This window comes from Burkholderia sp. PU8-34, assembly GCF_053427725.1.
Genome location: NZ_JBSAXC010000008.1, coordinates 115,570 through 129,061 on the forward strand (window position 1 = coordinate 115,570; position 13,492 = coordinate 129,061).

13 protein-coding genes are annotated in these 13,492 nt (G+C 68.1%); 8 read left to right on the forward strand and 5 right to left on the reverse strand.

The window, feature by feature from the left end:
* The first annotated feature begins 557 nt into the window (after positions 1–557).
* The gene (locus tag ACV22Z_RS20070; protein WP_448078042.1) at positions 558–2,417 is read left to right on the forward strand and encodes a S10 family peptidase; all 1,860 of its coding nucleotides are present in this window, start codon (positions 558–560) and stop codon (positions 2,415–2,417) included.
* A gap of 92 nt (positions 2,418–2,509) precedes the next feature.
* Here ACV22Z_RS20070 and ACV22Z_RS20075 read toward each other — a convergent pair whose 3' ends face one another.
* The 5 genes from ACV22Z_RS20075 to ACV22Z_RS20095 form a co-directional block, all read right to left on the reverse strand.
* Positions 2,510–3,298, reverse strand: a complete 789-nt coding sequence (locus ACV22Z_RS20075) for a sulfite exporter TauE/SafE family protein (protein WP_448078043.1) — start codon at positions 3,296–3,298, stop codon at positions 2,510–2,512.
* A 338-nt stretch (positions 3,299–3,636) separates the two neighbouring features.
* Positions 3,637–5,079 (reverse strand): DHA2 family efflux MFS transporter permease subunit, encoded by a 1,443-nt coding sequence (locus ACV22Z_RS20080; RefSeq protein WP_448078044.1) that lies wholly within the window; start codon positions 5,077–5,079, stop codon positions 3,637–3,639.
* Positions 5,080–5,221: 142 nt separating this feature from the next.
* Entirely contained in the window at positions 5,222–5,953 is a 732-nt protein-coding gene (locus ACV22Z_RS20085; protein WP_448078045.1) for a DsbA family oxidoreductase, read from the reverse strand.
* Positions 5,954–6,178: 225 nt separating this feature from the next.
* Entirely contained in the window at positions 6,179–6,940 is a 762-nt protein-coding gene (locus ACV22Z_RS20090) for a helix-turn-helix transcriptional regulator (protein ID WP_448078046.1), read from the reverse strand.
* A 7-nt stretch (positions 6,941–6,947) separates the two neighbouring features.
* Positions 6,948–7,910, reverse strand: a complete 963-nt coding sequence (locus ACV22Z_RS20095) for an ornithine cyclodeaminase family protein (RefSeq protein WP_448078047.1) — start codon at positions 7,908–7,910, stop codon at positions 6,948–6,950.
* Between the two features lie 386 nt (positions 7,911–8,296).
* Here ACV22Z_RS20095 and ACV22Z_RS20100 point away from each other — a divergent pair, with 386 nt between their 5' ends.
* The 7 genes from ACV22Z_RS20100 (at position 8,297) to ACV22Z_RS20130 (ending at position 13,485) form a co-directional block, all read left to right on the forward strand.
* A complete protein-coding gene (locus tag ACV22Z_RS20100) occupies positions 8,297–9,082 on the forward strand; it encodes an ABC transporter substrate-binding protein (protein WP_448078048.1) in 786 nt (261 codons plus the stop codon).
* Between the two features lie 66 nt (positions 9,083–9,148).
* Entirely contained in the window at positions 9,149–10,393 is a 1,245-nt protein-coding gene (locus tag ACV22Z_RS20105; RefSeq protein WP_448078049.1) for an NAD(P)/FAD-dependent oxidoreductase, read from the forward strand.
* Positions 10,394–10,729: 336 nt separating this feature from the next.
* Positions 10,730–11,089, forward strand: coding sequence for a COG4315 family predicted lipoprotein (locus ACV22Z_RS20110; protein WP_448078050.1), 360 nt, complete (start codon positions 10,730–10,732; stop codon positions 11,087–11,089).
* 27 nt (positions 11,090–11,116) lie between these two features.
* A complete protein-coding gene (locus ACV22Z_RS20115; RefSeq protein ID WP_448078051.1) occupies positions 11,117–11,632 on the forward strand; it encodes a sigma-70 family RNA polymerase sigma factor in 516 nt (171 codons plus the stop codon).
* Positions 11,632–12,411: an anti-sigma factor family protein gene (locus ACV22Z_RS20120; protein WP_448078052.1), complete on the forward strand. Its 780-nt coding sequence runs from the start codon at positions 11,632–11,634 to the stop codon at positions 12,409–12,411. Before ACV22Z_RS20115 ends, ACV22Z_RS20120 begins: the two co-directional genes overlap by 1 nt.
* A gap of 34 nt (positions 12,412–12,445) precedes the next feature.
* Entirely contained in the window at positions 12,446–12,856 is a 411-nt protein-coding gene (locus tag ACV22Z_RS20125) for a quinol oxidase (protein ID WP_448078053.1), read from the forward strand.
* Positions 12,853–13,485 (forward strand): LolA family protein, encoded by a 633-nt coding sequence (locus tag ACV22Z_RS20130; protein WP_448078054.1) that lies wholly within the window; start codon positions 12,853–12,855, stop codon positions 13,483–13,485. Before ACV22Z_RS20125 ends, ACV22Z_RS20130 begins: the two co-directional genes overlap by 4 nt.
* Positions 13,486–13,492: the final 7 nt, after the last annotated feature.

The following is a 13,492-nucleotide window of genomic DNA, read 5'->3' on the forward strand; positions in this document are numbered from 1 at the left end:
ATTGGCCGCCGTCGGGAATCGGTCCCAGATTCCATTCGTGTCGAATGGCGAGTGCTGTAACAAATTATTACTTTACGGCCGAAAACCCGGAATTTATTATGCGCCGGTATTTTCACTTAATTTAATAAATTACATAGAGAGAATATTCCTTTCCATTCTGTTGGCCAATCCTTTCGATTTTATTAATTCGGAAAAAGGCTGCGATCGATCGCCGTTCGGCGATTAATCGGCGCCATGCCGAAGGGGGAGGTTCGTCGTCTCGATGCGAAGCAGTCTTGTCAGGGCTGGCTTTGCGGGGAATGTTTTTGCCGTCGATTTGCATGCGATTGCGGATAACCCGGAAATTGCACTTGAGTTCTGAATTGCCGTTTTCGATGGAATTGATTCCATTGGGAAGTCGCTGAATATCGGGTGGGGTAAATCATGCCGGTCGGTCAATGCCGGGCCGGTAAAAAACTCGGAGTGCGTCGCATAACGAATGCACTCCCGGTGCGGAACGCCGGACGCAATCATCCTTTGCGTCCGGCGACATTTATCGTTCTGTTTGAGAGGCAATAATGACGACACTGAAGTCCTTGAAAGACGGTTTCGCGCTATTCGGAACGACACTGAGCGGGCCACTCGTCGCGGCGACGGCTGTTACCGCGCTGCTCGTCACGGGCTGCGGCGGCGATGACGGCTCGAGCCCGGCCGCGTCGGCTGCGGCCGCCACGGCCGCGAACGCGAACGTGAACGCGCCGGCCGCCGCTGGCGGCGGATCGGCCGGCAACGCGTCGCCTGCCACGCAGCCGGACCAGCCGTTCGTCGATACCGACGTGTACGGCACCGGCCCCAACGACGCGGTCACGGATGCCACCGAAGGCGCCGCGGTCGTGCACCGGCAGGTCACGATCGGCGGCAAGGTCGTCAACTACACGGCGACCGCCGGCCACCTGACGACGATCGACCCCGTCACGTCGCAGCCGAACGCGAAGATGTTCTACGTCGCGTACACCCAGGACAATCCCGATCCGTCGAAGCCGCGCCCGGTCACGTTCTTCTACAACGGCGGCCCCGGCTCGTCGTCGGTCTACCTGCTGCTCGGCTCGTTCGGGCCGAAGCGGCTGCAGTCGTCGTTCCCGAACTTCACGCCGCCCGCACCGTACAAGCTGCTCGACAACCCGGACAGCCTGCTCGACCGCTCCGACCTCGTGTTCATCAACCCGGTCGGCACCGGCTATTCGGCGGCGATCGCCCCGGCGAAGAACAAGGACTTCTGGGGTGTCGACCAGGACGCGCGCTCGATCGACCGCTTCATCCAGCGCTATCTGACCAAGTACTCGCGCTGGAACTCGCCGAAGTTCCTGTTCGGCGAGTCGTACGGCACGGCGCGCAGCGCGGTGGTGTCGTGGGTGCTGCATGAAGATGGCGTCGAGCTGAACGGGATCACGCTGCAGTCGTCGATCCTCGACTACGCGAACGCGCTGTCGGCAATCGGCACGTTCCCGACGCTCGCGGCCGACGCGTTCTACTGGAAGAAGACGACGGTCAACCCGACGCCGGCCGACCTCGACAGCTACATGGTCCAGGCGCGCAACTACGCGGACAACGTGCTCGCACCGCTCGCGCAGGCGCCGAACCCGCAGGACGGCGGCTTCGTCAACGTGCGGCTGAACCTGAACCTGCAGACCGCGCAGCAGATGGGTTCGTACATCGGCACCGATCCGGTCTCGCTGATCCAGACCTTCGGCAACCCGGCCGCGCTCGGCAACGTGCCGTCGTCGAACAACAACCCGCCGTATACGTTCTTCCTGACGCTCGTGCCGGGCATCCAGATCGGCCAGTATGACGGCCGCGCGAACTACACGGGCCAGGGCATCGCGCCGTTCATCCTGCCGAACTCGGGCGGCAACGATCCGTCGATCAACAACATCGGCGGCGCGTACACGGTGCTGTGGAACAGCTACCTGAACACCGACCTGAAGTACACGTCGCTGTCGTCGTTCGTCGACCTGAACGACCAGGTGTTCAACAACTGGGACTTCAGCCACACCGACCCGACCGGTGCGAACAAGGGCGGCGGCAATACGCTGTACACGGCCGGCGACCTCGCGTCGACGATGAGCCTGAACCCGGATCTGAAGGTGCTGTCCGCGAACGGCTATTTCGACGCGGTCACGCCGTTCCACCAGACCGAGCTGACGCTGCAGCAGATGCCGCTCGATCCGACGCTCAAGGCGCAGAACCTGTCGATGAAGTTCTACCCGTCGGGCCACATGATCTATCTGAACGACCTGTCGCGGACCGCGTTGAAGGGAGATCTCGGCAATTTCTACGACGGCATCCTCGCGAACCGTTCGGCATTGCAGCGCGTGCTGAAGCTGCAGATGCGCGCGCAGCAGCTCCGTCAGCAGAAACTGCAACAGCAGGGGCAGTAAGCGCGGGCGGCGCGTGCGCCGCCTGACGTGACGTAAAAAAACGCCGCCCGGTCACGAGCCGGGCGGCGTTTTTTGTTGGTGCGGCGGTCGGCTTACGCGAGCACGAGCCGCACGCCGACAGCAACGAGCGTGGACGCGAGCAGGTTGCGCAGCAGGCGCTCGGGCGCGCGCGCCGACAGCAGGCTGCCGATCACGATGCCGGGCAGCGAGCCGAGCAGCAGCGACAGCAGCATCGACACGTCGACCGAGCCGAGCAGCCAGTGGCCCATCCCGGCGATCAGCGTGAGCGGGACCGCGTGCGCGATGTCCGAGCCGACGATGCGGGTTGTCGCGAGCGCCGGGTACAGCAGCAGCAGCACGGTGACGCCGATCGCGCCGGCGCCGACCGACGTCATCGACACCAGCACGCCGAGCACGGCGCCCGTCAGCACGGTGGACCACAGCGTGCGCGCGGGGTTCGGCTTGAGCGGATTGCGCGCGGCCAGCGCGGCGAGCTGCGGCCGGAAGATCAGCGCGAGCGACGTGAGCAGCAGCGCGCAGCCGAGCACGAGCTGGATCAGGCGGCCGGCGCCGGGCGATTGCATCCCGTAGGTATGCAGCACCCACAGCGTGAACGCCGACGCGGGCACGCTGCCGGCCGCGAGCCGGCCCGTGATGCGCCAGTCGACCGAGCCCTTGAGCCCGTGCACGAGGGTGCCGGTCGCCTTGGTCGCCGCCGCGTACAGCAGGTCGGTGCCGACTGCCGTCGCCGGATGGACGCCGAACAGCAGCACGAGGATCGGCGTCATCAGCGAACCGCCGCCAACACCGGTCAGGCCGACGAGAATGCCGACGAACAGGCCGGACAGGGAGTACAGCAGATCGATATGAGGAAGCGACATCGGAAGCGGGCGGTTATGCGGCGTTCGGCGGCGGCGCGCAGGTCAAAGTCCGACATTGTCGCAAAACTCGCGGCGCGGTGTACGACTGCGTTAAAAATCGGCCGGCCGCTGCGGTGGGGCGACCCCCGTGCGGCGGCCGGACAGCCTTGTCGGGTGAGGCTCCGGCGGGATTATCGTGCGGTTGCGCGGCACGCGCACGAGGCCGGAAAGCCGTATGCGCCGTCATCGGTCACGGTGCCGGACGGGCGCAGCGCGGAATCCGCGAGCCCGGATTCCGCGAGCTCGACGGGGAAGTTCAAACGTGCGTTTTAACCCCGCAGCCACGCTGCTGCACCTGATCAGTGCATCGCGCGGCCCACTCCACTGCCGACCGCGTCGTGCCGCCGGATCCGCAGCGCGAGGCCGATCAGCGCGGCCGCCGCCGCGAACGCCGCGCCGAACGCGAACGCGACGTGATAGCCACCGTTCAGCGCGTCGAGCGGCGCGGCCTGGGCTGCCGCGAGTGCGTCGGTGCGGGCGGCCGCGAGGCTCGCGAGCACCGCGAGCCCGAGGGCGCCGCCCATCATGAACGCGGTGTTGACGATTCCCGACGCGAGCCCCGAATCGGCAGGATCGACGTCGCTCATCGCGGCGAGCAGCACCGGGTTGAACGCGACGCCCGCGCCGATGCCGAGCAGCGTCATCCCGGGCAGCACGTGCCATGCGAACCCGCCGTCGACCGGCGCACACGAGAACAGCGCGAGGCCGCAGGCGGCGATCAGCAGGCCGGCGGCGATCGGGCCGCGGATCCCGAAGCGCATCACGATCCGCGCGGACAGCCCGAGCGAGAACGCGGCCATGATCAGGTTCGCGGGCAGGAACGCGAGTCCGACCTGCAGCGGGCCGTAGCCGAGCACGCGCTGCATGTACAGCGCGGACAGGAAGAACCACGCGAACATCGCAGCGGCCCACAGCACGCCGATCACGTTCGCGAGCGCGACGTTGCGCGCGGCGAACAGCGTGAGCGGCATCAGCGGATGGGCGACGCGCGCCTCGATCGCGATGAACAACGCGAGCAGCGTGGCGGCGGCGCCGACCAGCGCGACCGTCTGCGTCGACAGCCAGCCGGCCTCGTTGCCGTTGACGATCCCGTAGACGGCGAGCATCAGCGATGCGGTCACGGTGAACGCGCCGGCGACGTCGAGCCGCGCATCGGCGGCCGGTGCGCGCGTGCGCGGCAGCAGCGCGACGCACAGCGCGTAGACCGCGATGCCGATCGGCAGGTTGACGAGGAAGATCCAGTGCCACGACAGCGCGCTCGTCAGCAGCCCGCCGAGCAGCACGCCGATGCTGCCGCCGCCCGCGCAGACGAAGCCGTAGATGCCCATCGCGCGCGCCCGCTCGCCGGTTTCCGTGAACAGATTCATGATCAGCGACAGCGACACCGCCGACACGATCGCGCCGCCGAAGCCCTGCACCGCGCGCGCGGCGATCAGCATCGTCTGCGATTGCGCGACGCCGCAGCCGAGCGACGCGAGCGTGAACACGGTGAGGCCCGCGAGGAACATGCGGCGGTGGCCGTACAGGTCGCCGAGGCGGCCGCCGAGCAGCAGGCAGCCGCCGAAGGTCAGCATGTACGCATTCACGACCCAGACGAGCGCCGTCTCGCTGAAGTGCAGGTCCGCGCGGATCGACGGAAGGGCGACGTTCACGATCGTGCTGTCGAGCACGATCATCAGCACGCCGAGACAGAGGACGATCAGCGCGTACCAGCGCTTCTCTCCGTGAATGCCGTGGGTCATGGGGTTGTGGCCTCTCATAGATTGTTATTTGAGAGGCCACATTGTAGACGCCGCACGGCGCGGCTTCCTGCCGGTTTCTGGCAGCAGCAGGGCGTAGTGTGATGCGTGTTGTGGTGCGTAGTGCGATGCGTAGAGCGACGCGTTATGCGTGCGGCGGCAGCGCGCAGCCGTCGGGGCCGCATGCCGCCGCGTCGTCGCCGCCGATCGCGACGACGCCATCCTGCCACGCCTGTTCGAGCGCCTGCGCGAACACGTCGGCCGGCTGCGCGCCGGACACCGCGTAGCGGCTGCCGAACACGAACAGCGGCACGCCGCGGCCGCCGATTTGCGCGGCGCGCTCGATGTCGGCTTCGACGTCGTCGCGGTAAGCGTCGCTGCGCAGCACGGCTTCGGCCGCCGCGCGCTCGAGCCCTGCGTCGACCGCGAAGTCGGCGAGTGCGCCGTGGTCGAACAGCGAGCCATGCTCGCTGAAGTACGCGCGATACAGCCGTTCGGTCAGCGCGTGCGCGCGGCCGGTGGTCTCCGCGAACTTCACGAGCCGGTGGCCGTCGAGCGTGTCGCCGACGAGCGTGCCGGGCAGGTCGTAGTGCAACCCGACGCTGGCGGCGGCGTCGGTCACCTGGCGCAGCATCTGGTCGACCTGCGCGGGCGCGAGCCGGTACTTGCTGCCGAGCATCGCTTCGACCGGCTCGACCGGCTGGCCGGGCATCAGCCGGTACGCGCGCAGCACGACGTCGACGCGGTCCGCATGCGCGAATGCGGCGAGCGCTTCGTCGAAGCGGCGCTTGCCGATCCAGCACCACGGGCAGATCAGGTCGGACCAGATTTCGACGGTCAGCGTCGGGCGAAGCGCGGGGGAGGGAGCGGTCGGCATGGGCGTGTGACGATCGGAAAAAATGTAACCGCGACTATAGCATTTCTTGTTTCGACGCTTCGACGCTTCGACGCTTCGACGCTGGCGGGTGGGGGAGGTGACAAGACGTTACGGGGCCGAGGGCATGCGAGGATCATCCGGACGAAGAGCGGCGGCGCCAGGCCCAGCCTGCCGTTCACGCCGCGCGCCGGCGCGAGAACGCGCGACTTCCGCCGTGCGTCCCGTCTACATGTCGCCCTGCGTTTCCTTCAGGTGCTTCAGATGCTTGTAGACCGTTGCGCGCCCCATCCCGAGCACGTTCGCGACGTAGTTCGCCGCGCTCTTGCCGCGGAATGCGCCTTCCGCGTAGAGCGCCTCGACGAGTTCGCGCCGATGTTCGCGCGTCAGGCCGTTGAGGCCGATCTGCCGGTCGCGCAGCCAGCCGTGCAGGAACGTGTTGATGCGCTCCTGCCAGTCGTCGCGGAACAGCTCGTCCGGCTGCGCGACGACGCCCGCGCCCTTGATGAACAGGTCGAGCGTCGCGCGCACTTCGTCGAACACCGCGATGTTGAAGTTGATGCACATCATCCCGGCCGGATGCCCTTCGTCGTCGAACAGCACGTTGCTGACGCAGCGCATTCGCCGGCCGTCCCAGTTGAGCTTCTCGTACGGGCCGATCACGCGCTCGCGCGCCGAGTGGTCGGTTTCCTCGAGCGCGGAATCGTCGCCGACCTCGCGTTTCGACAGGTTGTTCGCGAGGTACAGCACGGTCTGGTCGTGCAGGTCGTGGATCACGACTTCCGCGTACGGGAAGAACAGCGTCGCGATGCCGTCGGCGATCGGCGCATAGCGGGACAGCAGCAGGTCTTTGACGGGGGACGGCTTCTTGCGCATCGGGATCTCGGGTGAGCCGCGGCCGGCGGGCGCCTCCGGCCGACGCCGGTGCACCGTTGCCCTGACAGCGGCGGTGGCGCCATTGTATCGGGCTCGCGCGTGCTTGATGCTCATGTGCGGCTCATGCGCGCGTCAGATGCGCATGCAGCGCGTGCGCGATCGCGACGTCCTCGAGGCCGAGGCCGATCGAACGGAAGAACGCATGGCGCGTACGCGACGGCGCCGGGCACGCGTTGCGCACGAGCGCGGGCAGGTCGCCGACGATGCGCTCGGGCGTCCAGCCGTGTTCGGCCGCCGCGCGCTGCATCTCGCCCGCGCTCGCGGGCGTCGTGTGCCGGTAGTCGCAGTACACGTCCATGTCGGGCAGCCACGCGGGCGGAATCTCGTGCGCTTGCGCGACGTTGGTGCTGATCGACGTAACGAGCGCAGGGCGCGTGAGCATCCCGTCGCCGAGCACCGGCGTGCCCGACGACGTGCACAGCATCACGACGTCCGCGTCGCGCACGCACGCGGCGGCGCTGTCGGCCGGCCGCGCGCGCGGATCGAGCTGCGCGAGCTCGGCCTGGAGCGCCGCGTTTCCTGCCAGTGCCGGCGAATAGACGCGGATCGTCTCCCAGTCGCGCAACGCCGCCGTGTGCCGCAGGTGCGCGAGGCCGACCGCGCCCGTGCCGATCACCGCAAGATGCTTCGCATCGCCGGGCGCGAGGCAGTCGACCGCGAGCGCGGTCGTGCCGGCGGTGCGCTCGATCGTCAGAAGGCCCGCGTCGCACCACATCAGCGGGTGGCCCGTGCGCATCGACATCAGTGCGGTCCATGCGGTGACGATCGGTTTGCCGCCCGTCACGATGTACGGCGACAGCTTCGCGCCGAACACCTGCTCGTCGGCGAGCGCGCCGAGGTAGGTGATGAAGTCGCCGGCCTGGCCGGGAAACAGCGTGAGCGTCTGCGGCGGCTGCACGGCGCGCGCTTCGCCGAGCGACGCGAACATGCGGCGTAGCGTGCCGAGCACATCGAGCGACGGCAGCGCGGCGCGCACCGCCGCTTCGTCGACGGTCAGCGGCAGGGTCGGGGCGGCTTGCGTCATGGATACGTCTCCAGTCAGGGCCGGACGGACAGTCTCGCGACGGGGTGTCCGGCGGTGTTCGTGATGGACGAAAAGTCTAATATAGACTCAAGACGTCTGGAGAAATTTTATTTTTCGGGTGTGTGCGTGACGGCGGAGTTTTGAAAACTCACGAAGAATCATAGACTTATGACAGATTTCGACGATACCGGCCCGTAGAAACGAGGCACGATTATCGTATCCCCTATAGTCTATAGTAGACTTACAGTCTATATTTCGCGTGCATGGACGTATGCAGCCGCATCGCCGGCCGGCCGGCCGGCCGGCCGTGCTTCGTGCCGATCCGGCGCGCTGTCGATGGCGCCGCGCAGCCGTCCCCCATTGCCTCAACCCAGACAGGACCCGTCATGAACTGGAAGCTCTCTCTGTGCGCCGCCGCGGCTTTCGCGAGCGCAGCCGTCACGGCCCACGCGGAACAGACCGCCAACACGTTGCGCTTCGGGATCGAAGCCGCCTATCCCCCGTTCGAGAGCAAGACGCCTTCCGGTCAGCTGCAGGGCTTCGACGTCGATGTCGGCAACGCAGTGTGCGCGAAGCTGAAGATGAAGTGCGTGTGGGTCGAGAATTCGTTCGACGGGCTGATCCCCGCGCTGCAGGCGCGCAAGTTCGACGCGATCAACTCGGCGATGAACATCACCGCGAAGCGCCGGCAGAGCATCGATTTCACGCCGGCGATCTACGTCGTGCCGATCGTGATGGTCGCGAAGCGCGGCTCGCCGCTGCTGCCCGACACGGCGAGCCTGCACGGCAAGCGCGTCGGCGTGCTGCAAGGGTCGTCGCAGGAAGATTTCCTGAAGGCGCACTGGGCCAACGCGGGCGTGGCGGTCGTGTCGTACCAGGATCAGGACCAGATCTACGCGGATCTCGTCGCGGGCCGTCTCGACGCGGCGGTGCAGGAAGCGCAGACCGCGCAGGACGGCTTCCTCGACAAGCCGGCCGGCCGCGACTACCAGATCGTCGGCGAGCCGCTGAAGGATCCGGCGACGCTCGGCGAAGGCACGGGCTTCGGGATGCGCAAGGGCGACAAGGCGCTGCAGACGAAGATCGTCGGCGCGCTCGACGCGCTGAAGAAGGACGGCACGCTGAGCGGGCTGTCGCAGAAGTACTTCAAGCGCGACATCATCGCGAAGTAAGCCAGGCCGCGCCGGGCGCAGCGTCCGGCGCGCATCGCATCGAATCTCGACGCAGTACGAGGAAGCATGGATTTCGACGTCATCGTCCTGGGCGCCGGCATCGTCGGCGTGTCGTGCGCGCTGCATCTGCAGGATCGCGGCCTGCGCGTCGCGCTCGTCGACCGGCGCGGGCCGGGCGAGGAAACGAGTCACGGCAACGCGGGGCTCATCGAGCGCTCGTCGGTCGTCCCGTATGCATTCCCGCGCAAGCTCGGCACGCTGTTGCGCTATGCGCGCAACCGCTCGGTCGATCTCTATTGGGACTACAAGGCGATGCCCGCCTACGCGGGCTGGCTCGCACGGTTCTGGCGGGAATCGTCGCCGCAGCGGCTCGCGGCCGCTGCGCGCGACCTGCTGCCGCTCGTCGCGGCGAGCGTCGACGAGCACGACGCGCTGCTCGCGCGCACCGATGCGCAGCCGCTCGTGCATGACGGCGGGTGGATCGAGGCGTTCCGTTCGCCTGCATTGTTCGACGCGGAAGCCCGTGCGCAGCAGCGCATCGCGGGCGAGCACGGGTTGCGGATGACCGTGCTCGATGCGCGTGCGCTGCGCGAGCGTGAGCCCGGTCTCGGCGACGCGTTTTGCGGCGCGTTCCACTGGCAGGATCCGAAGACCGTGTCGAACCCGGGCGGCCTGACGAAAGCCTATGCGCGCCTTTTCGAGCGCGAGGGCGGCACGTTCGCGCTCGGCGATGCGACGACGCTCAGACAGGAACGCGACGGCTGGAGCGTCGATACCGCACACGGACGCATTGCGGCCCGCTCGGCGGTGGTGGCGCTCGGGCCTTGGTCCGACCACGTATTCGCACCGCTCGGCTACCGGATTCCGCTGCGCGCGAAGCGTGGCTATCACATGCATTACCGCCCGACGCGCACGCCGTTGAACGTGCCCGTCTGCGATACCGAGGAAGGCTTCGTCGTCGCGCCAATGGATGGCGGCCGCCTGCGGCTCACGACCGGCGTCGAGATCGCGCTGCGCGGCGCGCCGCCGACCGGCGTGCAGCTCGCGCGCGCGGAACCGCTCGCGCGCGACGCGTTCGGCATCGGCGAACGGCTCGACCCGGCGCCGTGGCTCGGGATGCGGCCGTGCACGCCGGACATGCGTCCGGTGATCGGGCCCGCGCCGCGCCACCGGGACCTGTGGTTCGCGTTCGGCCACTGCCATCACGGGCTGACGCTCGGCCCTGCGACCGGACGCCTGCTCGCCGAGATGATGACGGGCGCGCCGACCTACATCGATCCGCATCCTTACCGGGCCGCTCGCTTCGGCTGAGTCGGTCACGCCTCACTGCCGACGCAAGCTCGCCGTTCGGCAGCGATCATGGAAGGCGGCATGACACGGATGTCATGCCGCCTTTTTCATGCGACCCCGTTTACGCGCATGGACTGAAAGCGCGGCGACGAGCGGTCGCCGCACGCGGTGCGCATGTTCGCGTTGGAATAATCGGACGGGTTTGTCCGTTTATCTACCAAGACACGGCGCGGCCGCGCAGCGGGATAATTTCCACGATGAAGTCGATCGTCCCGGTTCACCGTGCCATTTCGCGACGGCGGAGCCCGCACTTGGCAACGCCACGAGCGCCGCAATGCCACGCGAAGGAGAACGGGAATGAAACGGATGCTGCTCGTCGCCGCGCTGACGGCCGGGGCGTCGCTGCCCGCGGCCGCGGAGCCGCCGCAGGTCAGCGGCGGGAAGCTGGTCGACGAAGACCACATGACGCTGTACATGTTCGATCACGACGCGCTCGGCAAGAGCATGTGCGACAGCGCGTGCACGGCGAACTGGCCACCGGCGGTTGCCGATGCATACGATAAAGCGTCGGGCGCGTGGAGCATCGTGAAGCGCGACGACGGCAAGACGCAATGGGCGTACAAGGGACACCCGCTGTACCGCTGGAAAATGGACCACAAGGCGGGCGACGCGGGCGGCGACGGAATAGGCGGCATGTGGCACGTCGCGCGGCCGTGACGGCAGGGCGACGCGCGGGACATCCGGATGAGCTACGAATCCGACCTGCTGGTGTGGCTGCCGCGCCTTACGCGGTATGCGCGTGCGCTGACGGGCGACCCGGCATGGGCCGACGATCTCGTGCAGGACACGCTCGAGCGCGCGCTGAACAAGCCGCCGCGCATCGACGGCAATCTGTGCGCGTGGCTGCTGACGTTGCTGCGGCATCGCTTCATCGACCAGCTGCGCGCGCGGCGCGAGATCGCGGTCGATGACGCAACCGCGCCGTGGCAGACGATGGCCGCGCCCGCGGGCGAGATCAGCGGGCTGCTGCTGCGCGACGTGCAGCGCGCGCTGTACCGGCTGCCCGTCGAACAGCGCGAGGTGCTGCTGCTGGTGGCACTCGAGGAACTGAGCTACCAGGAAGCCGCGCAGGTGCTGGCGGTGCCGGTGGGTACGGTGATGTCGCGGCTCGCGCGGGCGCGCGAGCACATGCGCGCGCTGCTGTCGGACGAGCAGTCGGCCGGCCGCGGCGCGCCGTTACGGGTGATCAGGAAGGCATGATGGACGAAACGCGCAAGCCCTCGAACGAGCAGGACGCCGACGCGTCGGCCCAACTGCTGTCCGCGTTGCTGGACGGCGAGCTGTCCGGCTCGGAGCGCCGCGAGGTGCTCGAACGCCTGCAGTCGAATCCGGAGGATGCCGGACGACTCGCGCATTACCGTGCGCAGCGCGCCGCACTGCAGGCGCTGTTTCCGCTGCCCGGGGCCGCGCCGGCAATGTTCGTGCAGCGCCGCGCGTCGTGGCGGCGCAACGTCGCGCTCGGCGCCGGCGCGCTCGCGGCCGGAATCGTGCTCGGCGTCGCGCTGCATGCGGGATGGTCCGCATTCGGGGCGGCTCCTGCGTTTGCCGCCCGCGCCGACGTCGCGTATGCGGTGTATGCGTCCGATCGCCAGCATCCGGTCGAGGTCGACGCGAGTGAGCCCGATCGTCTCGCGGCCTGGCTGTCGGCGCGCGTCGGCCGGCCGGTGAGCGCGCCGTCGCTCGCCGAATACGGCTACGCGCTGATCGGCGGACGGTTGCTGCCCGGCACGTCGGGGCCGGCTGCGCAGTTCATGTACCAGCGCGCGGATGGCCAGCGCGTGACGCTGTACGTGACCACGTACGCCGAACACAGCCTGAAGCCGCGCGAGCTGGAGGCCGATGGCCACCGCACGTATTTCTGGTCGGATCGCGGGATGGGCTACGCGCTGTCCGGCCGCGGCGACGAACCGCGCCTGCGCGAGATCGCGATGGAGGCGTGCGAGGCGCTCGGTGGCTCGACGGACGCGTGGAAGGGGTGACGCACCGCGCCCTCGCGCGCGAACGGAGGATGCGATGACGCGGTTGGCCCGGATTCTGTTGATGCTGGCACTGGCCGGCAGTGCCGCGCGCGCCGCCGACGACGCGCCGGTGCGCGTGCCGGTCGATGCGGACGGCGTGCAGCGGGTGGCGATCGTCGGCGGCAGCTATTTCTTCCGCCCGAGCCATGTGATCGTGAAGGCGCGCGTGCCGGTCGAGCTGACAGTGTCGGCTGAGCACGGGCTGGTCCCGCACAGCTTCGTGATCGATGCGCCGCAGGCCGGCATCGCGGTGCGCACCGAGCTGAGCACGACGCCGAAGACCTTCCGGTTCACGCCGACGCAGCCGGGCCGCTTCGCCTACTATTGCACGCATCGGCTGCTGTTCCTCAAGAGCCACCGCGAGCGCGGCATGGAAGGCGTGCTGGAGGTCGAGGAGGCGCCGTGATTGCCGCCTGGCTGGCCGCCGCGCTGATTGGAGCGAGCATGACCGCAGATCCCGTGACCGTCGCGCAGGAACATTTCGACCACGCGAGTTCGTACCGCGCGACGATCCGCTCGTCGCCGCGGCACGGCGCTCCCACCGAGATCCATTACGCGTACCGGAGGCCCGGCTACATCCGGATGGATTTCGTCGCGCCGCATCGGGGCGCGGTGCTCGTCTACGACCCGGTCAGCCGCAAGGTGCGGGTGCGGCCGTTCGGCGTGCACATGCCGCCTGCGCTGTCGCTGTCGCCGACCAATCCGCTCGTGCGCGACCCGAGCGGGCACCGGGTCGACCAGTCCGACGTCGGCGAACTGCTGCGCAACGTCCATGCGCTGCAGGAGGGCGGCCTGACCGTGACGCAGGGCGAGGAGACGGTCGGCGGCCGGACCGCGCTGCGCGTCACCGTGACGGGCGCGCCCGCGCGCGACGTTGCGGGCGTGCATCGCTACCAGCTCTGGCTCGATACGGACGATGGCTTCCCGCTGAAGGTGGTCAGCTTCGCGGACGGCGACGACCAGCCGCTCGAAACCGTGACGCTCGACGACGTCGAGATCGATGTTGCGTTTCCCGATCATTTCTTCGATCCCTGACGCGCGG